The organism is Amycolatopsis sp. NPDC004747 (genome assembly GCF_053601335.1).
The window spans coordinates 50492-72528 of sequence record NZ_JBSGBQ010000003.1 but is presented as its reverse complement, the minus strand read 5'-3'; the positions used below and the strand labels follow the sequence as shown (position 1 = coordinate 72528).

The window sequence follows — 22037 nt, the reverse complement described above, 5'->3', positions numbered from 1 at the left end:
CCGATGACGTACGTACGCGACCTGGCCGAGATCCGGCTCGCCGACGACGAGACCGTCGGCGGCAAGGGTGCCAACCTCGGCGAGCTGATCTCGGCCGGGTTTCCCGTGCCGGGCGGTTTCGTCATCTCGCGTGACGGCTACTGGGCCGCGCTCGAGAAGGCGGGCGTCCGTTCCGAGGTGGCCGACCTGCACGCCAAGGCACTGGCCAACGTCGACGACGCGGGCTTCCTGGCCGAGCAGTGCGACCGCATCCGCGACCTCGTCCGGCTCGCCGGGCTCACCGGCGAGCTGCGGGAGGAGATCGCCGAGGCCTACCGCGAGCTCGGCGCCTCGAAGCCGGTCGCCATCCGCTCGTCGGCCACCGGCGAGGACGGCGCCGAAGCCTCGTTCGCCGGGATGAACGCCACCTACACCAACATCTGGGGTGACCACGCCGTCGCCGAGCACGTCATCGACTGCTGGACGTCGCTGTTCAGCCCGCGGGTGGTCAGCTACCGGGCCAGCCGCGGGTTCACCGGCGAGCCGGCGATCGCCGTCGTCGTGCAGCGCATGATCCGCTCCGAACGCTCCGGCGTCGTCTTCACCGCCGACCCGCGCTCCGGCGACCGCGACCGCGTGGTCATCGAGGCCGTGTTCGGCCAGGGCGAGGCGATCGTCAGCGGCGCCGTCGAACCCGACACCTACGTCGTCGGCAAGAAGGACCTGCTCGTCCACTCGGTCCGGATCGGGCGGCAGACCCACAAGATCGTTGCGGACGAGGGCGGTGGCGACGTCACGGTCCAGCTGCCGGAGCCCGCGGGCGGGCGCCGCGTGCTGAGCGAGACCGTCGTGCTGGAACTGGCCCGGATGGCCATCCGCGTCGAAGAGCACTACGGCGTCCCGCAGGACATCGAGTTCGCGATCGCCGACCACCAGATCTTCCTGGTGCAGTCCCGCCCGATCACCACCCTGCCGCCGCCGGCGCCGGCGGCCACCACGGCGTTGGTGACCGGGCTCGGTGCGTCGCCGGGCGAGGGCAGCGGTGCGGTCCGCGTGCTGCGCGACCCGGTCGAGGCGAAGCACCTGCGCGACGGGGAGGTCCTGGTCGCGCCGATGACCAACCCGGACTGGGTGCCGGCGATCCGGCGGGCGGCCGCGGTGGTCACCGACGGCGGCGGCATGACCTGTCACGCGGCGGTCGTCGCTCGCGAGCTGGGGGTGCCGGCGGTGGTCGGCACGGGTGACGCGACCCGCGTCCTGGCCGACCGCAGCCTGGTCACCGTCGACGGCACGCAGGGCGAGGTGCGCTCCGGCGCGGCCAAGCACGAAGCCACCCGTGCGGCGCCGGTCGTGACCCCGGTCGCGCCGGAGGCCATCGGCACCAAGCTGTACGGCAACCTCGCCATGCCCGAGCACGCCGAGGAGGTCGCCGCGCAGGCGGTGGACGGCGTCGGCCTGCTGCGGGCGGAGTTCCTGCTCACCGAAGCACTCGGGGGCAGGCATCCGCGCGACTTGCTCGCCAAGGGCGAAGAACGGTCCTTTGTGGACAACATGGCGGAGTCGCTGCTGAAGATCACCAAACCGTTCGGCACCCGTCCGGTCGTCTACCGCGCGACCGACCTGCGGACCAACGAGTTCCGCGGCCTGGCCGGCGGCGAGGCGTTCGAGCCGGTGGAGAGCAACCCGATGATCGGCTACCGCGGCTGCTACCGGTACGTGCGCGAACGCGATCTGTTCGCCCTCGAGCTGGAGACCCTGGCGCGGGTGCGCGAGCAGTCGCCGAACCTGCACCTGATGATCCCGTTCGTGCGGACGAAGTGGGAGCTGGAGGAGTGCCTGGAGCTGGTCGACGCGAGCCCGCTCGGCCGGCAGCGCGGCCTGCACCGCTGGGTGATGGCCGAGGTGCCCTCGGTGGTGCACTGGCTGGGCGAGTACGCCGGGATGGGCATCGACGGCGTGTCCATCGGCAGCAACGACCTCACCCAGCTGATGCTGGGCGTCGACCGCGACTCGGCGGTCTGCGCGGAGCTGTTCGACGAGAGCGACCCGGCGGTGCTGGACGCCATCGAGCGGATCGTGCGCATCGCGCGGCATCGCGGGATCACGTCGTCGTTGTGCGGCCAGGCGCCGTCCACCAAACCCGGCTTCGCCGAGCACCTGGTGCGCTTCGGCATCACGTCGATCTCGGTCAACCCGGACGTCATCGGCAGCGCTCGCGCGGCGATCGCGTCGGCCGAGCGCCGTATCCTGCTGGAGGCCACCCGATGAGTGCGGCGATCGAAATCCACGGCCTGCGGAAGTCCTTCGGCCACACCACGGCGCTCGACGGACTCGATCTCACGGTCGAGACCGGTGAGGTGCACGGCTTCCTCGGCCCGAACGGCGCCGGGAAGACCACGACACTGCGCCTGCTCTTGGGGCTCCTGCGTGCCGACGGTGGCGAGCTGCGGCTGCTCGGTGGCGACCCTTGGCGCGACGCCGTCGCGTTGCACCGGCGCCTGGCGTACGTGCCGGGGGAGGTGTCCCTGTGGCCGAACCTCACCGGCGGCGAGGTCATCGACCTGCTCGGGCGGCTGCGCGGCGGCCTCGACCCGGTGCGCCGCAAGCGTTACCTGGACCGGTTCGAACTCGACCCGCGGGTCAAGGGCCGCGCCTACTCGAAGGGCAACCGGCAGAAGGTCGCCGTGGTCGCCGCGCTCGCCTCGGACGTCGAACTGCTGCTGCTCGACGAGCCGACCGCGGGGCTCGACCCGCTGATGGAGGAGACCTTCCGGGAGTGCGTCCGCGAGGAACGCGACCGGGGCCGCACGGTCCTGCTTTCGAGCCACATCCTGGCCGAGGCCGAGGCCCTGTGCGACCGCGTCAGCATCATCCGCGCCGGCAAGCTCGTGGACTCGGGCAGCCTCGACGACCTGCGTCACCTCACCCGCACCACCATCACCGCCCGGCTCGCCGGACCGCCCGACGGCCTGGCCCGGCTGCCCGGGGTGCACGACTTCGTCCTGGACGGCTCCGACGTCCGGCTGACCGTGGACACCGCCGCGCTGTCGCCGGTGCTCGCCGCACTCGGCCGGTGCGGGGTGCACGGCCTGGTCAGCCGTCCGCCGACGCTCGAAGAGCTGTTCCTGCGCCACTACCGCGGCGAGCCGGAGGCGGTGCCGGTATGAGCGGCGCGTTCACCGGCACGGGCGCGCTGATCCGGCTGGCGCTGCGACGTGACCGGATCCGGCTGCCGGTGTGGATCGTCGTCTTCGCGGCGACAGCGGCCTCCGCCGCCGCCGCGACGATGGCGGTCTACCCGACGGCGGCCGATCTGCGGGCGGCAGCGGACAGCATCAACGGCGTTCCGGCACTGCTCGCCCTGTACGGTCCCGTGCACGAGCCGACCCTGGGCGCGACCTCGGTGTTCAAGCTGACCGCGTTCGGGGCCGCGCTGGTCGGGCTGGTGATGATCTTCACCGCGGTCCGCCACACCCGGGCCGAGGAGGAGGCCGGACGTCGCGAACTGCTCGGCTCGGCCGTGGTGGGCCGGTACGCGGGGCTCGCCGCCGGGCTGGCCGTGACGGCGGGTGCCAGTGTCGTGCTCGGCGTGGCCACCGCGGCGGCCCTCGCCGCGACCCGGCTGCCGGTCACCGGCTCGCTGGCCTTCGGCCTGTGCTGGGCGGCCGCAGGCCTGGTGTTCGGCGGCGCGGCGGCGGTGACGGCCCAGCTGACCAAGAGTGCCCGGACCGCGTCGGGCCTGGCCGTGCTCCTCCTGGTCGCCGCCTACTTCCTGCGCGCGGCCGGCGATTCGGCCGGACCCCGGTGGCTCTCGTGGGCCTCGCCGATCGGGTGGAGCGAGCAGGTCCGCCCGTACGCGGGCGACGTCTGGTGGGTGCTCGCGCTCCCGACCGTCATGGCCGTGCTGCTCGGCGGGGTCGCGATCGCGCTGGCCCGGGTCCGCGACCTCGACGCGGGCCTCCTGCCCGACCGCCCGGGCCCCGCCGGGGCAGGGCGGTCCCTGCGGAGCACCTGGGGCCTGGCCTGGCGGCTCAACCGCGGCACGCTCGCCGTGTGGACGAGCGCGTATGTGCTGCTCGGGCTCGTGTGCGGCAGCCTGGCCGGCAACGTCGGCTCGATGCTGACGAACTCCCAGGCCCAGGCCATGATCACCGCCCTGGGTGGCGAGAAGGGGATCTCCGACGCGTTCCTCGCCGCGGAGCTGGCGGCGGCCGGCGTGATCACCTCGGCCTACGTGATCGCCGTAGTGGCCCGGCTCCGGGCCGAGGAGCGGGCCCTGCGCGTCGAGCCGCTGCTGGCCACGGCGGTGGACCGGCGTCGGCTCCTCGGCGGTTGTCTCGTCTTCGCAGCCGGGGCGCCCGCGGTGTTGCTGGGCGCGCTCGGGCTGGCGGCCGGACTGACGAACGGCGCGTACCTCGGCCGGATCGGGCCCGAGGTGGCCCGGCTCGTCGGCGCGGCGCTCGCGCAGCTGCCCGCGGTGTGGGTGCTCACCGGGATCGCGACCGTCGTGTTCGGCCTGTTCGGCCGCGCGCTGACCGCGGCGTGGGCCGCGCTGGTGGCGTTCCTCCTGCTCGGCGAGTTCGGCGCGCTGCTGAAGCTCGACCAGTGGGTGCTCGACCTGTCGCCGTTCACCCACTCGCCGAAGCTGCCGGGCGCGGCGGTTCAGGTCGCGTCGTTGCTCTGGCTCACCGCGCTCGGTGCCGCGCTGATCACGGCGGGCGTGGCCGGATTCCGGCGGCGGGACATCACCGGCTAGCACACGAACGGAGGAGCCGATGTCCGAGGGATCCCGTGCGCCGCGCCTCCGTGACCTCGGGCATGCCGGGTTCCTGGCGCAGCCGGCCGCCGAAGGTGGGCCCGGGCCGGTGTCTCGCCGTTCCGCGCGGAGGACGTCGCTCGCGCGCTTCCTCCGGTCCGGCCGGTCGAGTCCGGCCGCGCCGACGGCCGGCTGGGTGCGGAGGGGGCGCCGTTCGGTGGTGTGCGCGGGCCCGCCGGGGGCCCGGTTCGCGGGATCCGCCGGACGCTGAACGGGCGGGGCTCACCGGAAGGCCTCAGCGGCCCAGTGGCGGCCGCGGAACGGGAGGAGCGAAGATGAAACGACTGTCCCGGGTGGCCGCGGCGGCCGCGCTGGCGGTGGCGATGTCCCTCGGTGTCTCGGCGGGGCCGGTGTTCGCGGCGGAGACCGAGCCGCCGGCTTCCGCCGCGCCGGTGGCGAGTTCCCCGGCACCGTCCGTGCCGGAGACGCCGACGACAAAACCAGGGCCGACCTCGAAACCAACGCCGGCACCGACGTCGAGACCGTCGCCGACGCCCGAACCGTCACCCACGTCGGTGAAGCCGTCGAAGACCGCGGTGAAGGACCCGCCCTCGCCCGAACCGGCGCCGACGTCGGCGTCCGGTTCGGTGGCTCCCACCACCCCGGCGTCGACCACATCGGTTTCCACGTCGACCACGTCGACCGCTGCCGCCGCTGAGAACCAGCCCGACCTGCGGCTCACGGTGGCGTTCGGTCAACCGTCCTACCGGCAGAACGACCCGGTCTGGGTGCGGGTGTCCGTGGTGAACGCCGGCACCGGCACGGCCACCGGCGTTCGGCTGACCGATTCCGGCACCTTGACGTCCCACACCTGGAACGGGTTCACCGGCATGTACCTCGTCCTGGCGCCGGGGCAGGCTGCCGAGGGCAGTACCTGGGCGTACATCGCCGACTTCACGGAGGATGTGGTGCGCCTGCAGGTCGAGGTCACCTCCGACGAACCCGACGCGGAGCCTGCCGACAACTCGGTCACGATCACGGCTCCGCTGACGGTGGTGCGCGGCGGCTTCACCGGGATCGCCTACGGCGACCACAACCGCAACCACGTGCTCGACCCGGGTGAAGTACTTCCCGGCCTGCACATCCAGGCCTTCGGTGAGGTTTCCGGCTGGTCCGCCGAGACGGTGACCGACAGCCGGGGCCGGTTCGCCTTCCACGACCTGCTCGCCGGTACCTGGCACGTCTACCCCAGCTCTCCCGACTGGACGTTCACCTACCCCGCCGTGGCGGTGGACGGGGTGAGTGAACCCGAAGTGGTGCTTCGGGGCGAGTACGACATCACCGGGTGGCTCACGGGATCCGCCAGGCTGTCCGCGCCGGCTTACGCCGAGGGCGACACGGCCCGGATGTTCGTCACGGTGGCCAACAGCGGCCGCGGTCCGGTGCCCGGCCTGACCGCGTACTGCTGGACGAACGACTACGCACAACCGATCGGCCTGGGTGAGCTGGATCCGGCCGGTCCGGGCGCCACCGTCCAGGCCGCGTCTTCGCGGACCTTCGAGATCACCATCCCGGTTCGGCAGGTAGCCGCCATCGCCGGCTACCTGGAGGTCTACTGCCGCGTCCAGCCTCGCGGTGACTACGCCGCGGTCGAGGTGTCGGCGACCGCTCGGGTCCCCGGCGCCCGGGCGATCAAGTCCGTCGGGTACGTCGTCACCCCCAGCTACGGCTGCGGGTGTCATCCGCAGTACGACCCGGTTCCGGGAGTGAAGGTGTACCTGCGCAACCAGGTGACCGGAGCGATCGTGGCGCGTGCGGTGAGCGGCTCGGACGGGACCGTGGTGTTCTTCGACCTGCCTGCCGACCGCTACGACGTCGGCATCGTCGGTCCGTGGCAGGGGCAGTGGGGCCGGACACCGATCTGGCTCGCTCGAGGCGGTGACGACGGCACCTACTACCGGAACTGGATCGTGATCGTGCCCGGGCCGGACCAACCGGACCCGGACGCGGTCCCGCCCTCCGGCAACGGGAAGCTGCCCGCTCGTCCCGCACCCGCCCGATCGGTCGTCGCGGGGCCGGGAACCGGACGCCTCGCCTCGACCGGCGTGGACGTCGGCTGGCTCGCCATGGGCGGGCTGCTGACCTTCGCCGCCGGTGCGTCCCTGGTGCTCGGCAGCCGGCGTCGGCGGAATTGACGGACCGGTCCGGCGGTGGAGTCGCGCGCGAGCAGGCGAGGGCGCGTCCGATCCGGCCGAAGCCGTTGCTCCCGAGCCGTACCGTCCTCTGCTTCTCCCTGTCGAAGCCGCTTTCGCCGATGGTTCTCCCGGGGGCGCGGATCGTAGGGCCCAAGGTCCTTGCAGCTCAGGAAGAACGGCCGCTTCGTCCGGCGCGTGAGAGGAGTTCGCTGAAGGTGCAGGGGACTGCGGAAGGAGCGGTGATGACGGAAACGACCGCGAAAGGCCGGATCGTCGTCGGTGTCGATGGTTCCGACGCCGGCACGGCCGCCCTCGTGTGGGCGGCCGGCCAGGCGGCGGCCAGCGGCGCCGAATTGGACGTCGTGGCGGTGTGGCTGCACGACGCGATGCTCGATGACGCGTCCGTGAACCGGACCCTCGAAGAGGCACGCCGGGTGCACGTCCACGAATTGGAGAAGCTCGTCACCGCGGTGACGAAGGACTTCACCGGGGTGACCGCCCGGTGCTCGGCGCCCGACGGCGATCCCGCCGGGGTCCTGACCGATCGGGCGAAGGACGCGACCATGCTGGTGGTCGGCAGCCACGGCAAGGGCAAGGTGCGTGCGGCGCTCGCCGGCTCGGTCAGCAGCGCCTGCCTGCGGCACGCAAACTGCCCGGTGGCGGTGATCCCGCCGCCCGCGCGCACGCCGGACAGCCCGCTCGGCCGGCGGCTGGCCGAGGTCACCCGGGAAAAGGCCTGAAGTGACCACCATCGCCGAGCGGCCCGCGGAAGTCCCGGACGCCGCGGATCCGGCCGGGACGCCGCTGTTGCGCGTGCGGGGCCTCACCAAGAAGTTCGGGCCGGTACAGGCCTTGGCCGGAGTCGACCTCGACGTCCCGGCCGGGCAGGTGACCGCGCTCGTCGGCGACAACGGCGCCGGCAAGTCCGTGCTGATCAAGTGCATCGCCGGCATCCACGTCCCGGACGCCGGCGAGATCACCTGGCAGGGCCGGGGAGTGCGGATCCGCACCCCACGGGACGCCGCCGCGCTCGGCATCGAGACCGTGTACCAGGACCTGGCGCTGTGCGACAACCTCGACATCGTGCAGAACATGTTCCTGGGCCGGGAAAAGGTCCGGCACGTGTCGCTCGACGAGGACCGGATGGAGCTGGCCGCGAAGGAGACCCTGCACAGCCTCGGTGTGACGACGGTGACGTCGGTTCGCCAGCCGGTCGGCTCGCTCTCCGGCGGCCAGCGCCAGGCGGTGGCGATCGCGAAAGCCGTGTTGTGGCATTCGAAACTGGTGATCATGGACGAGCCGACGGCGGCGCTCGGCGTGCAGCAGACCGAGGTCGTGTTGCAACTGGTCGGCCGCCTCGCCGAGCGCGGGCTCGGCGTGGTCGTGGTGTCGCACAACATGAACGACGTCTTCGACGTCGCCGACCGCATCGCCGTGCTGTACCTCGGCCGGATGGCGGGTGTGTTCGCCACCGGCGAGCTGACCAAGGAAACGGTCGTCGACCTGATGACCGCGGGCCGTTCCGACCGCTGGAGCGTCCCGGTGCGAACGAAGGGAGTCGCGTCATGATCGGCTGGTGGATCGCCGCCGCGGTCGTCGTCGTCCTGCTGGCGCTGTCGATCCGGATCGTCAAGCAGTACGAGAAGGGGGTGCTGTTCCGGCTGGGCCGGGTCGTCGGGGTCCGTGAGCCGGGGCTGCGGTTCATCATCCCGGTGATCGACGTGCTGCGCCGGGTGTCCTTGCGGATCGTCACGATGCCGATCCAGTCGCAGGGCATCATCACGCGCGACAACGTCAGCGTCGACGTCTCGGCGGTGGCGTACTTCCGCGTGGTGGACGCGACGAAGTCGGTGGTCGCGATCGAGAACGTCTACGCGGCGATCGACCAGATCGCCCAGACGACGCTGCGGAAGGTCGTCGGCCAGCACACCTTGGACGAGACGCTGGCCGAGACCGACAAGATCAATTCGGACATCCGGCAGATCCTCGACGTCACCACCACCGAGTGGGGTGTCGACGTGACCTTGGTGGAGCTGAAGGACATCCAGCTGCCGGAGTCGATGAAGCGGGCCATGGCCAAGCAGGCCGAGGCCGAGCGGGAGAAGCGAGCCAAGATCATCAACGCCGAGGGTGAAGCCCAGGCCGCGGCGGCGCTCGGCTCGGCGTCGGACACGATGATGGCGCACCCGCTGGCGTTGCAGCTGCGCAACCTGCAGACGCTGATGGAGATCGGCGTCGACCACAACAGCACGGTGGTGTTCCCGGCGCCGCTGATGAGCACGATCGGGGAGCTGGGCACGTTCCTGGCCCGCGAAGCGGCCGCCGCCGCTCCGGCGGCGGTGTCCAACGGCGAAGCGGCGGTTCCAGCGCCTCGCTGAAGGGATGGCTCGTGATGGCCACTTGGCGGAACTTCGAGTTCCGCCGGGTGGCCATCACGGCTTTCGGGCGGTTCGGGCCACCTGCGTGGCGAGCACCACGAGCCCGGCGAAGCAGGCGTAGGCGTTGATGCGCTCGAACCAGCCTGGGAAGGCGACCGCCGACAGGAACCGCCCCGGGCTCACCGGGCCAGCCAGCGCGTCGCCCCTCGCAGGCCGAAGGCCATCGAGTCCCAGCCGGCGCCCGCGTGGACCGGCAGTCCGGTGCGGAACCGGCCCGGGACATACGTGCCGAGGGCCTTCTTGCCCAGCCGCCAAACGGCCGACGTGCCGACGCGGTAGCTGCCGAGCGCGTCCGGGTCGACGGCCACCGGGCGGGCGGGGTCGCCGGTGACGGACAGCGGAACCTGCGCGAAGGTCGCCTTGTCGAACATCTCCAGGACGCACATGCTCACCGGTTCGAACCCCGGCCCCGGCAGGTGCACGCCGGCGTCGGCGGCGATCTGCCCGGCCACCGCCTGGGCCTGCAGCAAGGCCAGGAACGCCTGCTTGACCGGGAAGTCGCCGGCGTCGCCCGGGGCGTAGACACCCGGGTGCCCGAGGACTTCGCGCTTGCTCTCCTCGCAGACGAGGAATCCGCGGTCGTCGGCCGGAAGTCCTTCGAAGCGCTGCGCGGCGACGTACGGCGGGAACGCCACCAGCAGGTCGAACTCCTGCGAGGTTCCGTCGGTGAAGGCCACCTCGAGCTCGCTGACCTTGTCGGGCTCGGCGCCCGTGCGGCCCTCGATACCGCGGGCCGCGAACTCCGTGGCGACGACGTCGTGCAGCTTGGGCCCGAACGCCTGCACGTAGCTCTTCTCGAAGGTGGTGAAGGCGATCTGGACGTTGTCGCGGACCTCGCGGCGGCGCAGCCAGGTGTCGAGCATCAGCGCGATCTCGTACAACGGCCCGGCGCACTTGTTGCCCGGCGGCACGAGGAAGAGGACCTGCTGCAGCCGGCCGTGCCGGGCGTGCTGCGCCACCCACTGCAGTTGTTCGCCCAGTGCGTGCAGCTGCCCCGGTGCCCATACGGTGCGCGCGTACTCGGCCAGGCCGGGCACCTCCTCGGGGCGCATCGCGGCGCCGGTGGCGATGACCAGGTGGTCGTAGGGAATCGGCTCCCGGGAGGTGTGCACGACACCGCGGTCGGTGTCGACGCCTTCGGCCGTGGCGATCCGGGCGTCGATCTCCCGGCGCCGCAACGGTTTCGCGAGTGGTACGTGCAGCGGCGCCTCGGCCGCGCCGAAGGGCAGGTAGATGCTGTTGGGCCGGAACAGGAAGTCGTCCCGGTCGGAGACGAGGGTCAGCCGGACGCGGTCGGGGTTCGCCAGCGCGCGCAGAGCGAACGCGGTTTCCAGCCCGGCGAACCCGCTGCCCAGGACGACTACGTGGGTGGGGGACATGAGTCTTCTCCGATGCTCCGATGGGGTCGGCGGACGCCTTCACGATGCGCCCGCACGGGGGAGTGGCGGGAGAGTCCTCGGCCGCGCGGGCGAAGGACTTCCGGCCTTTTCGCCCGCTTCGCCGTCGTAGCGCGGTCGCGGTGAGCAGCGCGCCCGCGTCGGCCGGCTGCGCTCAGCGGGCAGTCAGTGGGCGATGTCGACGACGACGCGCCGGACCTGGTCCTGCGGGCCGAGCTGGGTGAACACGCGGAACGGCAGCTTCGCCCGGACGCCGGCGGCGAACGTGCTGAGCCCCTCGAAGGAGCCGGCGAAGCGCACGGCCCGCAGGGACGGCCAATCCGGGGTGCTGACGAGGGTGTCGCCGACCGCGGCCAGTACCCGGCCGGGCTGGTGCCCGGAATCGTCGGTGCCGAGCGCGGGCGCCCGGACGACGATCTGCAGGGCCGCGCCGCCGGGCACCGGCAGCGGGTCGCCCTTCGGGTCGGTGGTCACCACCGGCTCGTACCGGACGGCGAAGCCGACCGCCGCCGGGCCGTTGACGTCGAAGACCACCCGGTCGAAGCAGGCATGCCGCCCGGCTCGCACGAGGTAGAGCGCGTCCCGGCTCATCGAGTCCGCGTCACGCGCGTCCGTGCGCCAGCCGGCGGTTTCCCGGCACACCGGTGGCACCGGGATGGCCGTCGGCGCGGGCGTGGTGGTCGGGGCCGTGGTGGTCGGGGCCGAGGTGGTCGCCGGTGCCGGCGTCGGCGCCGGGAGCACCGACGCCGGGGGTGACGTGCTCGCCGGCGGCGCCGCGGCCCGGTCGCTCCCACACCCGGCGACCGCCAGGCCGCACACCAGCGCGACGAGCGCCACCTGCCCGCGCGGGGTCATCTCGTCCTCGCCAGGGCGTTGCGGCGGCGTTCGTACTCTTCCTGGTCGATCTCGCCGCGGGCGAACCGTTCGTCGAGGATCCGCCGGGCCGTGTCGGCCGGCGGCGGCTGCGGTCCCCGCCGGGCGAGGACGACGGCGAGGGTGACGACCGCGGCCAGGACCAGTGCCATCAGCACGAGCATGCCGATGCCGCCGGCCCAGCCCAGGTGGGGATGGTTCCAGTACGGCATGGCCGGCCTCCTTTCCCGGTGGGCCCGGAAGTGTTCGAGTGGCTGCAGCACGTCGGCGAGGTCGCGGCGCCGCAGCCGAGGATCAGGTCGAGGCCGTCCGGGTCGGTTTCGGGCAGGCGCCGTCCGGGACTGCTCGGTCCGTCATCGGCTGTCCTCGTCGTCGGGGTGGCTTCCCGTTCGACCTTGACACCGCGGACCTCGTCGCCGGGAGGGCCGGAGTGCCTTCGCTCCGGGGACTTTCGGTGCCCGGGCACCGGGCCGGCCCCGGCCGGCGCGAGCGATTCCTCCGGTGTGCCGGTGGTCGGCAGCGGATGCGCTCCGGGCCGCTGCCGCATTCCGGTGACGAAAGTCCCCGGCGCGAGGGTCCAACGACGCCATCCGCCGGCGCGCGCGGAAACGTACCGTCGGTCCCGAACCGAGCCGGTCCGAGGTGGCCGGTGCACGACCCCAGGCGTTGGAGGGTGATTCTCCTGCTCACCGGAATCGATCGTGATCACGGCCTGCGCAGCGGGCTGACCGGCTACCTGGCGGCGGTGAGCGCCGCGGTCGGGGTGGGGGAGGAGTCCTGCACGGTGGACCTCGACGCCCCGGCTTCGGCGTACATCGCCCTCGACGTGCGGCTGCCCCGCCACCCGGGCCGTGACATGGCGCTGCTGTGGGACGAGCGGCACGGCTGGGCGTTCGCCATGGAGACCCATTCCGGCGAGGACCTGCTGGTGCTGGCCTACCTCGGCGGCGAGCTCGTGCCCGGACCGGCCCGGGTCCGCGGCTTCGTCGCGGCGGTCCGGTCCGCGGGTGGTGCGCCCTGTACGCCCGTGCCGCCGGATCTGTGCGGTGGCCGCGGCGAACTCCTGGATCGCCTGCGCCGCCACCGGCGGACTTTTCCGTACCTGTCCCGGACGGGGTGATCTTGTGTCCACAGCCGAGACGCCGGGCTGGACGCCCGCCGAGACCGAGGTGCTGGTCCGGTCGATGATGCGGGCGCCGTCCGTGCACAACACGCAGCCCTGGCTGCTGGAGGCCGCCCCGGGGGAGCTGTCGGTGCGCGAGCGCTCCGAACCGGCGCTGCCGCACCACGATCCGCAGGGCCGTGACCGAGCCGCGTCCTGCGGCGCGGCGGTGGCGAACCTCGAGCTGGCGGTCCGCACGCTGGGCCGGTCCTGCGTGGTGGCGTTCCTGCCGGAGGACGAGCAGCCGGACCTGGTGGCGCGGGTCGCCGTCGGCGAACCGGCCGCCCCGGCGATCGAGGAACTCCGCTGCTACGGGGCCATCGCCCGCCGGGCCAGCCACCGCGCGCCGTTCGAAGGCGTGGCCGTGCCCGAGGCCGTGGTGCGGCGGATCGTCGCGGCGGGCGGGGCGCCCGGCGTCGAAGCCCGTCGGGTCCACGAGGTCGCCGCTCTCGCCCGCTTGCTGCACTTCGCCGCGGACACCTTCCGGCAGGACGGCGCCTACCAGCGTGAGCTGTCGTTGTGGATGATCCGGGACGAGCTAGCCCACCGGCACGGCGTCGGTATCCCCGTGAGCAGGATCCCGGCCGGTTCGGTGCCGTGGGCGGGCCTGGTCCGCCGCGCGACCGAGATCCCCGAAGCGCCCGAACTCGAGCGCCGGCTGGCCGGGGAGACGCTCCTGGTCTTCGTGACCGTGGACGATTCCCGGCTCGACCACGTCCGGGCCGGATACGCGATGGAGCGTGCCTGGCTCGCGGCGGTCGACCTCGGCCTGGCCGCCGCGGTGCTGACGCAGCCGCTGCACCTGCCGGAGGTGCGCTCGGCGCTGTGCGAAGACCTCGGGCTCACCGGTTTCCCCCAGGTCCTCCTCCGCATCGGCTACACCGCGGAAGCGGATCCGCCGAGCCCGCGGCGGGCGGTGGACGAGGTGCTGCGCCGCGGGCCTTAGGGCCTGCCGCCGTGGACCAAGGACTCTGCCTCCGGCGTGCCCGCGGGTCGACGATCGTGGTGGGAGAACGGAGTCCACGATGACGACCAGTGTGCGGAAACGCAGACCCCCCGTCCGGACCCGGCGCGCCGGCTACCTCGTCGGTGTTGTGCTGAACGGCGTCCTGCTGGTCCTGGTGAACGCCTGGCCCGGCTGGGACGTCCTGCCGTTCCTCACCCCGGCGTTCCCGAGGGTGCTCGGCCTGGTCGACCTCGCGCTGGTCGCGGGGCTGGTCACCGGCCTGGTCCAGCTGTGGCAGGACCCCGAGTGGCTCGTCGCCCTCGACGGCGTCGTGACGACGTGCGCGGGGCTGGCCGCCCTGGCGCGGTTGTGGCAGGTCTTCCCCTTCGACTTCACCGGCAGCAGCTTCGACTGGGCGTTGACGGCGCGGATCGTGCTGGTCGTCGGCCTGGTCGGCTCGGTGATCGGACTGGCGGCCCAGGCGGCCGGCCTGATCCGCGCCGGGCTACGGCGACCACGCTGACGCCGGTTACCCCGCCACAGCGCGGTTGCGGGCGCTCCCCGCGGCCGGGGACGGTGGCCAGGGCCCGAAGTCACCGGAACCACGGCTGGGGAAACAGCCTCAAGGCCCACTGAACGGGGACTGTCGCCCCTGTGGCGCGATCACCCCTTCCGGCGATGCTGGGCCCACGTTTCCGAGCGACCCGGAGGGCGGGAGTGATGTACACCAGGATGCGGTTGACCCGGTTGCGGCACAGTCTCCTGCCGGGTGACGGCCCGCTGGTCCGCCCGTCGGACCGGCTGCAGGCCAGGCTCCTCGCCCTGGTGATCCTGCTGTCGCTGGCGGCAGCGGTGGGAGCGGTGCTGTTCGGTATCGGCGCCTGCTCGGTCGCGGCGGCCAAGTCCCGCGAGCAGACGGCCACGCGCTACCCGGTGACGGCAGTCCTGCTGGCCGACGGTCCCCGGCCGGTCTCCACGGGCCGCGGTGGAACGCCGTTCGGTTCCGGCCCGACGCGGGCGACGTGGTGGACCCACGATGGGCAGCAGCGAGTGGGCGAGGTGGACGCGGCGGCGGGAACGGTCGCGGGTCATGAGGTCGGGATCTGGGTGGACGACACGGGCAAACCGGCGGAACGCCCGCTGACCATGGCGGCAGCGGTCATCGGCGCCCCCTTGGGCGCGGCAGCTCTCTGGGCAGTGGCGGTGTCGTTGCTCGTGTTCCTCTACCGCGGTGCGGTCCACGTGCTGAACCGCCGCCGATTCACGGAATGGCAGCGGGAATGGTCCGCACGCCAAACCGGCAGCACCCGCCGCGACGACCAGCGTCCGACTGGCTCCTGATGGAACGCGGCTCCCGGTGCGGCGAGTCGGTACGGGCCGGCTTGCCGTACTCGGCGCAGCTGCGGTCTGTTGCACGAACACGCTTCCCGTTCGCGTCCCTCCTTGGACACAGTATTACCCACCGATCGCGAAACGCGATCTTGGGCGGGCTTTCATCCCGAGTAAATTACATATCCCGAATCCGGCCGTAGACGCCGTGGATACCGTTCCCCGTCCTTGACAGTGGCCAGGCCGGCGAGTTTAGTTCACTGTCCAGACGAAGTGGTCCACCGAGGCGCTGCCGAACCCGCACTTTCTCCCCGAAATCAGGCCATGCACACGGGCGTGCGTGGTGGGCGGGGCGTCACCGAGGAGGCAATCGTGCAGGATCGCCACTCATCACCCGCGGATGATCCGGCCGCCGGCTGTTCGCGGTTCTCCCGTCGGATGTTCCTCGGCGCAGGCGCAGGCCTTGCTGCCGGGGCGACGTTGGGACTGCCTGGGTCGGCGTTCGCGGACACGGGAAAGGTCCCTGGAGAGACTCCGTTCGGGCCCGTTGTCGTGGCGAACCCGGGAGGACGGGCGTCCTACGCCCGGGCCGTGCGTCTCACCGCCGGGCGGCCTGCCGGGATGTCGCGGACGCTGCTCGCGACGTTCCAAGGGGGAGGCGGTCCGGGTTTTCCGCTGTACCGGAGCGACGACGATGGTCGTACCTGGGAGAAGCAGGGCACTGTGCCCGACGCCGATGAGGCCACCGGACTGTCCCTTCATCCGTTCCTGTACGAACTGCCCAGGGCGTTCGCCGGCCTGCCCAAGGGCGCATTGCTCTTCGCCTGCAACTGGCTGGAGAGCTTCACCAGCACCAACATCCAGCTTCACGCCAGCACGGATGGCGGCCTCACCTGGCAGTTCCTGAGCACGGTCGCCCGGGGCGGACCGCCCGACACGACGAACGGCGCGACGCCGGTGTGGGAGCCTTTCCTGCTGCTGCACAACAACAGGCTGATCTGCTACTACTCCGACCAGCGAGATCCGGGCTTCGGTCAGAAGCTCGCCCACCAGACCAGCACGGACCTGCGCACGTGGGGTCCCGTGGTCGACGACGCGACCGGAACGACGTACCCCGAACGACCGGGCATGACCACCGTGGCCAGGCTGAACCGGGGCCTGTGGATCATGACCTACGAATTCGGGGCGCCCGACGACCCCGGCAACCCCGATCAAGACAATTACACCTACCACGTGCACTACCGGATCGCGAAGGACCCGGAGTCGTTCCGGTTCGCCAGGGACACCCCGCTCCTCGACCAGGATGGCGATGCGCCGAACGGAGCGCCCGTGGTGTCGTGGACGGACTCGGGTGGGCCGAACGGAACGATCATCGTCTCGGACAACGACAATCAGGACTTCTTCGTCAACCGCCACCTCGGCAACGCCGGGAGGTGGACGCGGCTGTCCTCGCCCATGCCGGCCGGCTACAGCCGGTTCGCCCTTCCCCTCGACGGTCTCCGGGGCCCTCGAAAGCGTGGCCTGGTCTTCGTCATCACCGGAGCGCAGTACGGAAAATCCGCGCCGGTCGAGGCAGGCATCATCGCGGTGGACGACTGCGAGAACGCGGGCGCGACCGCCTCCTGACCACCACTGACGCCCGCAACCGGCTCATCGGCTGCACCTACGACATCCTCGGCAGCCGGCCCGGTCGACGGCCGAGTCACTCGGCTCGGCCGAGCCTGCGGTCGACGAACCGGAGTTTCTCCTGGACGGCCGGTGACAGCGCGAACGGGTACAGGTCGTCCTTGCCCATGCTGCGGTTGAGCTGGTTCAGCGCCCGCGACAGCGGGACCCAGGTGGCCATCAGGGCATCGAAGTCACGCGGGTGGTCTTCGGGGTCCGCGTCGACCTGGGTGCCCGGGTGCGGCGCGATCGGCGTGCCGGCGACGAGCACACCCAGTGCGGCGGCGGTCTGGACCGTGTCGCGGATGTGCAGCAGGTGGGCGAACGTCTCCGCCCAGTCCTCCCACGGGTGCGCGGCCGCGTAGTGGCTGACGTGGGTCTCGGCCCAGCGGGTGCCGGGCTCGCTCGCGTAGTGCGTCGCCAAGGCTTCCCGGTAGTCGGCGCGCTCGTCGCCGAAGACGCGCCGGAACTCGCCGGGGTCGGCGGCGATCAGCACGTCCCAGTACCAATGGCCGACCTCGTGGCGGACGTGCCCGAGCATCGTGCGGTAGGGCTCGGCCAGCTGTACGCGCAGCCCTTCGCGGAACCCGGCGTCGCCTTCGGCGAGGTCGATGGTGATCACGCCGCCGGCGTGCCCGGTGGTCACCGGCTCCTCGGCGCTGGACAGCAGGTCGAACGCCAGCCCGTGCTCCGGGTCGTCGGTGCGTGGCGTGGTGGGGAGGCCGAGGTCGTCGAGCTGGTAGAGCAGCCGCCGTTTGGCGGCCTCGGCGACCCGGAAGGTGTCGTCGACGTCCTTGTCGGCCGGGCGGGTCCGGGTCAGGGCGCAGCAACCGCACAGCGGGCCGCCGGCAGCGAGCCAGTTGCACCCGGCGAGCTCGGCGTTGGCGCAGCGCCGGTTCCCGCCCGCCCGGACCATCGACGCGCTCGCGCGGTCGAAGCCGACGCCGGTGCCGCACACCACGCAGGCCGAGTTCTCGAAGAACAACAGGTTCGCGCATTCCGGGCAGGTAAAGGTCCGCATGGGTTTCCCTTCGGTTCGGGCCGGGAGCGCGCCGTTTCACGGGACGTCCGCCGGAAGTTACCCCGTGGCTGTCCCGGACGAACTTGTGCTGGTCGTCACGTCACCCGCGACGACGACGCCCGGGTGACCACGATCGATTGAATGATCATCTTTCTGCCAGCTGTTTTCGGGCCGGTCACGCACGATGACCGGAGCAGCAGCCGAGGCGGAGGTGTCGATCGGATGGGTGGCGGGTCACGGCGGAAGGTGCCGGCGCTCCTGGTGGTGGCGACAGTGCTCGCGGGGTGCGTGTTCGCGTTCGGGCCGGTCGCGCGCGCCACCGCCGCGACGCACGACTGCGGGTTCGCGTCGGCGGGAACCGGCACCTACGCGCGGACGCTGTGCTGGTTCGACCTGTCCGGCTACGACGCCGCGGAGGCCACGTCCGCGGCGGGCCAGCGGCTGACCTTCGCGCTGCCCGGCGGCTACCGGCTGGCGGTCACGCTCAAGGTCTCCGGCGGCCCCGTCGCCGCGAACCGGCTCCCGACCTATTCCGCGGCCTACCTGGGCAACTCCGGGCACTACACGGGCGTGCCGGGGCGGCCGGCGCTGTACCAGACCGCTTCCGGCACGACGACGGTCGCCGCGCTGAGCGACATCGTGGCCACCGACAGCGCCGGGGCGGTGGTGCAGGGCTACGGGCTGGTGGGAGCGGACGCGGAGTCGACCGATGCCGGCGAGTCGATCGAGTGGACCTCGTCTTCGCCGCTCGAATCCCTGACCGCGACCGGGTCCGATCCGGGGATCGGGAACGCCTGCGGCGGCGGGTACAGCGGCATCGGCACGCGGACGGTGCGGTGCGCCGGGCGCACGGGCGCCAACAAGACCGGCACCGCGATCATCTCCGCCGAAGACCCCACGTCGTTCAGCCAGCGCATGGTCGGCGGCGGGCGCCAGGCGGTCGGGTTCGGCGTGCTGGTCTCGAGTCTGCAGCTGACCAAGAAGGTCGTGCGGGGCTTCCCCGGCGACTCCTTCGGGGTCTCGGTCGCGGCGCCGGGTGGCAGCGTGCTCGCCTCGGCCGACACCGGGGGCGGCACTTCGGCGAGCACCGGTGAAGTCACGGTGCTGGCCGGTGCCCGCGGCGGTGACTACACCCTGCGCGAGACCACGACTTCCGGGCTCGAGTCCAATTACGACAGAGCGTGGTCCTGCACCCGCAACGGCAAGGCGGACGGGGAACTGCCCGCCGGTGACGCCGGTGGTTCGGCCCGGGTGCACGTCGGCATCGGCGACTTCGTGTCCTGCACGGTCACGAACACGGGGAAGCCCGCGACGCTGAAGCTGGAGAAGCACGCCGCCACACCGGTCGACGTGAACGGCAACGGGATCACCGACGCGGGCGACACCATCGGGTACACCTTCACCGTCACCAACACCGGCGCGCTCGAACTGCACGACATCGCCGTGGCGGACGCGAAGGCCGGGCCGGTCGCCTGCCCCCGCCCGAGCCTCGCACCGGGGGAGTCGCAGACCTGCACCGCGCAGGCGCCGTACGTCATCACTCCGGCCGACGAGAACGCCGGGGCGGCGGTCAACACCGCGACGGCCTCCGGGCTGCCGCCGGGCAGTGCCACCCGGGTGACGTCCGACCCGTCGTCGACCCGCACCCCGACCGAGAAGCCGGCTCCGGCGCTGACGCTGAAGAAGTCGGCCTCACCCGACAACCCGGACGCGTACACCGCCGGCCGGCCGATCACCTACTCCTTCCTGGTGACCAACACCGGCAACGTGCCGCTGAACGACATCGCGGTCGACGAAACCGCGTTCTCCGGCAGCGGTGTCCTGCCCGCCGCCGGCTGCCCGGTCACCACGCTGGCTCCCGGCGCGAGCACGACGTGCACCGCCACCTATGTGCTGACCCAGGCCGACGTCGACGCGGGCCGGCTCGACAACACCGCCACTGCGCACGGCAAGCAGCCCGGCTCGCGGGTCCCGACCACGTCGAACCCCTCGAGCGTCTCGATCCCGACGCCCGCACACCCGGCGATCACCCTGGTCAAGACGGCCGACCCGCTGACCGTCGACCGCGCCGGCCAGTCCGTCGGCTACACGTTCGTGGTCACGAACACCGGTGACGTGACTTTGCGCGACGTCGGCGTCGACGAGACCCGCTTCACCGGCTCCGGCCCGGCCCCCGTCGTCACCTGTCCGGAGACCGTGCTCGCCCCGGGGGCCGTGCAGACGTGCCGGGCGACCTACGCGGTCACGCAGGCCGACGTCGACGCGGGTGCGGTGGAGAACACCGCTGTCGCGCGCGGAACGCCACCCCGCGCGACGAAGCCGACCACGTCGGAGCCATCGTCGGCGAAGGTGACCGCCACGCGCTCGGCCGCCTTGACCCTGGCGAAGTCCGCCCGCCCGGCCGTCGTGACGTCCGTGGGGGAGCCGGTTCGCTACTCGTTCACGCTGGAGAACACCGGCACCGTGACGCTGACCGAGGTGGCGATCACCGAGGGCGCCTTCAGCGGCAGCGGACCGCTGGGCGCGGTCACCTGCCCGGCCGGGAGCGCGGTGCTCGCGCCCGGCCAGGTCGTCACCTGCACGGCGGACTACGCGGTGACCCAGGCCGACCTCGACGCCGGCCGCATCACCAACAGCGCCACGGCGGCGGGCACCCCGCCCCCGGGCTTGCCGCCGGTGACGACGCCGCCCGCGACGGCGGTCGTGACCGCCGGTGGCGGGGCGGCGCTCACCCTGGTGAAGTCCGTCGAACCGGCCACAGTGGCCGGCGCGGGCGAGACGGTGAGTTACCGCTTCGCCGTGACCAACACCGGTAACCGCACCCTCACCGGGGTGTCCGTGCGCGAGACGGAGTTCACCGGCACGGGCCAGGCGCCGGTCGTCGAATGCCCGTCGCGGACGCTGGCGCCCGGGCAGGCACAGACCTGCACGGCCACCTACACCCTGACCCAGGCCGACGCCGACGCCGGAACGGTGACCAACACGGCCGAGGCGACCGGCACCGGTCCCGGCGGCGAACCGGTCACCTCCGGCCCGTCGCGGGCGAAGGCGACCGTGCCAGGCAAGCCGGGGCTGTCGCTGGTCAAGTCGGCCGACCCGGCCGACGGCGGCCACTTCCGCGCCGGGCAGACGGTCACCTATTCCTTCGTGGTCACCAACACCGGGAACCGCACGCTGACCGCGGTCACGGTGCGCGAAACGGCGTTCTCGGGCACCGGCCGGCTGTCCCCGCCGTCCTGCCCGGGCGGCGGCGCGACGGTGGCCGCGCTGGCTCCGGGGGAGCAGGCGGTGTGCACCGCCGCCTACGTGCTCACGCAGTCCGATGTGGACGCCGGAAGGGTGGCCAACACGGCCGTCGCCACCGGTACCCCGCCCCAAGGCGACCCGCCGGTTTCGGATCCGTCGACGGTCGTCGTGCCGACGCCGCCGGACGCCGCGCTCACCCTGGCGAAGACGGCTTCGCCGGGCACGGTTTCCGCGGCCGGGCAGGAGGTCACCTACTCGTTCGTCGTCACCAACACCGGCAATGTGACGCTCGAAGCGCTCGCGATCCGCGAAACCCGCTTCACCGGCAGCGGAGGGACACCGGTCCCGGTGTGCCCGGCCGGTCCGCTGGCGCCGGGGCAGCACGTGACGTGCACGGCGGCCTACCGGGTCACGCAGTCCGATGTGGACGCCGGGCGGATCGACAACACCGCCGTCGCGTCGGGTACCCCGCCGGCGGGCGGTCCGGCGGCGGAGTCGGCGCCCGCGAGCGCGACGGTGCGGGTCACCGCCGCCGCGGCACTCGCGATCACCAAATCGGCCCGGCCGGTCGACGTGAACGGCGACCGCGTGACCGGCGCCGGTGACCGGATCGAGTGGACGGTCACGGTCGGCAACACCGGTGCGGTCACCGTCCGGGAGATCCGGGTCGACGACCCGTCCGCGGGCGTGGCGACCTGCCCGGCGACCGAGCTGGCGCCGGGCCAGGCGATGACGTGCACGGTGCCCGCGCACACCGTCACCGCCGCCGACGTGGCCGCCGGCCGGGTGCGCAACGTCGCCACCGCGGCCGGCACCGGGCCCGACGGGTCGCCGGTCCCCGCCGGGCAGGCGGTCGCCGACGTCCCGGTAGCACCGGCACCGACCGGCGGCCCGCACCGGCTCCCCGGCACCGGCACGGACGTGGGCAGGCTGCTCGGCCTGGCGAGCGTGCTGCTCCTGGCCGGGGTAGCGCTGTGCGCGGCCGTCAGGCGGCGGGACGTGACCCGGTGAGCCGGCCGGGGCAGGCCCC

At 72.5% G+C, this 22037-nt stretch carries 19 protein-coding genes; 13 read left to right on the top strand and 6 right to left on the bottom strand.

Going from position 1 to position 22037, the window contains the following annotated elements; genetic code table 11:
* Positions 1-3 precede the first annotated feature (3 nt).
* Genes ppsA through ACWEGE_RS05165 form a run of 3 tightly spaced genes read left to right on the top strand, consistent with a single transcriptional unit; the run spans position 4 to position 4735 of the window.
* Entirely contained in the window at positions 4-2247 is a 2244-nt protein-coding gene (gene ppsA, locus ACWEGE_RS05175; protein WP_449659155.1) for a phosphoenolpyruvate synthase, read from the top strand.
* Positions 2244-3146, top strand: coding sequence for an ABC transporter ATP-binding protein (locus ACWEGE_RS05170; RefSeq protein ID WP_449659154.1), 903 nt, complete (start codon positions 2244-2246; stop codon positions 3144-3146). Before ppsA ends, ACWEGE_RS05170 begins: the two co-directional genes overlap by 4 nt.
* Positions 3143-4735: an ABC transporter permease gene (locus ACWEGE_RS05165; protein ID WP_449659153.1), complete on the top strand. Its 1593-nt coding sequence runs from the start codon at positions 3143-3145 to the stop codon at positions 4733-4735. Before ACWEGE_RS05170 ends, ACWEGE_RS05165 begins: the two co-directional genes overlap by 4 nt.
* A 295-nt stretch (positions 4736-5030) precedes the next feature.
* Here ACWEGE_RS05165 and ACWEGE_RS05160 read toward each other — a convergent pair whose 3' ends face one another.
* A complete protein-coding gene (locus ACWEGE_RS05160) occupies positions 5031-5432 on the bottom strand; it encodes a hypothetical protein (RefSeq protein ID WP_449659152.1) in 402 nt (133 codons plus the stop codon).
* Positions 5433-5478: 46 nt separating this feature from the next.
* Between ACWEGE_RS05160 and ACWEGE_RS05155 the strand changes: the two genes are divergently transcribed.
* The 4 genes from ACWEGE_RS05155 to ACWEGE_RS05140 all read left to right on the top strand — a co-directional run bounded on the left by ACWEGE_RS05155 (position 5479) and on the right by ACWEGE_RS05140 (position 9308).
* Positions 5479-6930: a hypothetical protein gene (locus ACWEGE_RS05155; RefSeq protein WP_449659151.1), complete on the top strand. Its 1452-nt coding sequence runs from the start codon at positions 5479-5481 to the stop codon at positions 6928-6930.
* A 242-nt stretch (positions 6931-7172) separates the two neighbouring features.
* Entirely contained in the window at positions 7173-7670 is a 498-nt protein-coding gene (locus ACWEGE_RS05150) for a universal stress protein (protein WP_449659150.1), read from the top strand.
* 10 nt (positions 7671-7680) lie between these two features.
* On the top strand, positions 7681-8499 hold the full coding sequence (locus ACWEGE_RS05145; RefSeq protein WP_449659500.1) for an ATP-binding cassette domain-containing protein: 819 nt from the start codon (positions 7681-7683) through the stop codon (positions 8497-8499).
* Positions 8496-9308, top strand: coding sequence for a slipin family protein (locus ACWEGE_RS05140; protein ID WP_449659149.1), 813 nt, complete (start codon positions 8496-8498; stop codon positions 9306-9308). The genes ACWEGE_RS05145 and ACWEGE_RS05140 overlap by 4 nt, the downstream gene beginning before the upstream one ends.
* 54 nt (positions 9309-9362) lie before the next feature.
* Here ACWEGE_RS05140 and ACWEGE_RS05135 read toward each other — a convergent pair whose 3' ends face one another.
* The 4 genes from ACWEGE_RS05135 to ACWEGE_RS05120 all read right to left on the bottom strand — a co-directional run bounded on the left by ACWEGE_RS05135 (position 9363) and on the right by ACWEGE_RS05120 (position 11850).
* The gene (locus ACWEGE_RS05135) at positions 9363-9491 is read right to left on the bottom strand and encodes a hypothetical protein (protein WP_449659148.1); all 129 of its coding nucleotides are present in this window, start codon (positions 9489-9491) and stop codon (positions 9363-9365) included.
* A complete protein-coding gene (locus tag ACWEGE_RS05130) occupies positions 9488-10747 on the bottom strand; it encodes an NAD(P)/FAD-dependent oxidoreductase (protein WP_449659147.1) in 1260 nt (419 codons plus the stop codon). The genes ACWEGE_RS05135 and ACWEGE_RS05130 overlap by 4 nt, the downstream gene beginning before the upstream one ends.
* A gap of 183 nt (positions 10748-10930) precedes the next feature.
* Positions 10931-11620, bottom strand: a complete 690-nt coding sequence (locus tag ACWEGE_RS05125) for an AMIN-like domain-containing (lipo)protein (protein ID WP_449659146.1) — start codon at positions 11618-11620, stop codon at positions 10931-10933.
* The gene (locus ACWEGE_RS05120) at positions 11617-11850 is read right to left on the bottom strand and encodes an SHOCT domain-containing protein (protein WP_449659145.1); all 234 of its coding nucleotides are present in this window, start codon (positions 11848-11850) and stop codon (positions 11617-11619) included. Before ACWEGE_RS05120 ends, ACWEGE_RS05125 begins: the two co-directional genes overlap by 4 nt.
* A gap of 461 nt (positions 11851-12311) precedes the next feature.
* Between ACWEGE_RS05120 and ACWEGE_RS05115 the strand changes: the two genes are divergently transcribed.
* The 5 genes from ACWEGE_RS05115 (at position 12312) to ACWEGE_RS05095 (ending at position 16701) form a co-directional block, all read left to right on the top strand.
* A complete protein-coding gene (locus ACWEGE_RS05115) occupies positions 12312-12758 on the top strand; it encodes a DUF6292 family protein (protein ID WP_449659144.1) in 447 nt (148 codons plus the stop codon).
* A 4-nt stretch (positions 12759-12762) separates the two neighbouring features.
* Positions 12763-13746 (top strand): Acg family FMN-binding oxidoreductase, encoded by a 984-nt coding sequence (locus ACWEGE_RS05110; protein ID WP_449659143.1) that lies wholly within the window; start codon positions 12763-12765, stop codon positions 13744-13746.
* A 79-nt stretch (positions 13747-13825) separates the two neighbouring features.
* Positions 13826-14269 carry a hypothetical protein gene (locus tag ACWEGE_RS05105; RefSeq protein WP_449659142.1) on the top strand — a complete coding sequence of 148 codons (444 nt, stop codon included), beginning with the start codon at positions 13826-13828 and terminating at the stop codon, positions 14267-14269.
* 197 nt (positions 14270-14466) lie between these two features.
* Positions 14467-15087 (top strand): Rv1733c family protein, encoded by a 621-nt coding sequence (locus tag ACWEGE_RS05100; RefSeq protein WP_449659141.1) that lies wholly within the window; start codon positions 14467-14469, stop codon positions 15085-15087.
* A gap of 579 nt (positions 15088-15666) precedes the next feature.
* Positions 15667-16701: a sialidase family protein gene (locus tag ACWEGE_RS05095; RefSeq protein ID WP_449659140.1), complete on the top strand. Its 1035-nt coding sequence runs from the start codon at positions 15667-15669 to the stop codon at positions 16699-16701.
* 76 nt (positions 16702-16777) lie between these two features.
* Here ACWEGE_RS05095 and ACWEGE_RS05090 read toward each other — a convergent pair whose 3' ends face one another.
* Positions 16778-17761, bottom strand: a complete 984-nt coding sequence (locus ACWEGE_RS05090) for a zinc-binding metallopeptidase family protein (protein WP_449659139.1) — start codon at positions 17759-17761, stop codon at positions 16778-16780.
* 222 nt (positions 17762-17983) lie between these two features.
* Here ACWEGE_RS05090 and ACWEGE_RS05085 point away from each other — a divergent pair, with 222 nt between their 5' ends.
* Positions 17984-22018: a CshA/CshB family fibrillar adhesin-related protein gene (locus ACWEGE_RS05085; protein WP_449659138.1), complete on the top strand. Its 4035-nt coding sequence runs from the start codon at positions 17984-17986 to the stop codon at positions 22016-22018.
* Positions 22019-22037: the final 19 nt, after the last annotated feature.

Excerpts from the sequence above, each read along its gene's own strand:
- ppsA (WP_449659155.1), top strand. The coding sequence starts at position 4 with ATGACGTACGTACGCGACCTGGCCGAGATCCGGCTCGCCGACGACGAG.
- ACWEGE_RS05170 (WP_449659154.1), top strand. The coding sequence starts at position 2,244 with ATGAGTGCGGCGATCGAAATCCACGGCCTGCGGAAGTCCTTCGGCCAC.
- ACWEGE_RS05165 (WP_449659153.1), top strand. The coding sequence starts at position 3,143 with ATGAGCGGCGCGTTCACCGGCACGGGCGCGCTGATCCGGCTGGCGCTG.
- ACWEGE_RS05150 (WP_449659150.1), top strand. The coding sequence starts at position 7,173 with ATGACGGAAACGACCGCGAAAGGCCGGATCGTCGTCGGTGTCGATGGT.
- ACWEGE_RS05140 (WP_449659149.1), top strand. The coding sequence starts at position 8,496 with ATGATCGGCTGGTGGATCGCCGCCGCGGTCGTCGTCGTCCTGCTGGCG.
- ACWEGE_RS05130 (WP_449659147.1), bottom strand. The coding sequence starts at position 10,747 with ATGTCCCCCACCCACGTAGTCGTCCTGGGCAGCGGGTTCGCCGGGCTG.
- ACWEGE_RS05125 (WP_449659146.1), bottom strand. The coding sequence starts at position 11,620 with ATGACCCCGCGCGGGCAGGTGGCGCTCGTCGCGCTGGTGTGCGGCCTG.
- ACWEGE_RS05120 (WP_449659145.1), bottom strand. The coding sequence starts at position 11,850 with ATGCCGTACTGGAACCATCCCCACCTGGGCTGGGCCGGCGGCATCGGC.
- ACWEGE_RS05105 (WP_449659142.1), top strand. The coding sequence starts at position 13,826 with ATGACGACCAGTGTGCGGAAACGCAGACCCCCCGTCCGGACCCGGCGC.
- ACWEGE_RS05100 (WP_449659141.1), top strand. The coding sequence starts at position 14,467 with ATGTACACCAGGATGCGGTTGACCCGGTTGCGGCACAGTCTCCTGCCG.
- ACWEGE_RS05090 (WP_449659139.1), bottom strand. The coding sequence starts at position 17,761 with ATGCGGACCTTTACCTGCCCGGAATGCGCGAACCTGTTGTTCTTCGAG.
- ACWEGE_RS05085 (WP_449659138.1), top strand. The coding sequence starts at position 17,984 with ATGGGTGGCGGGTCACGGCGGAAGGTGCCGGCGCTCCTGGTGGTGGCG.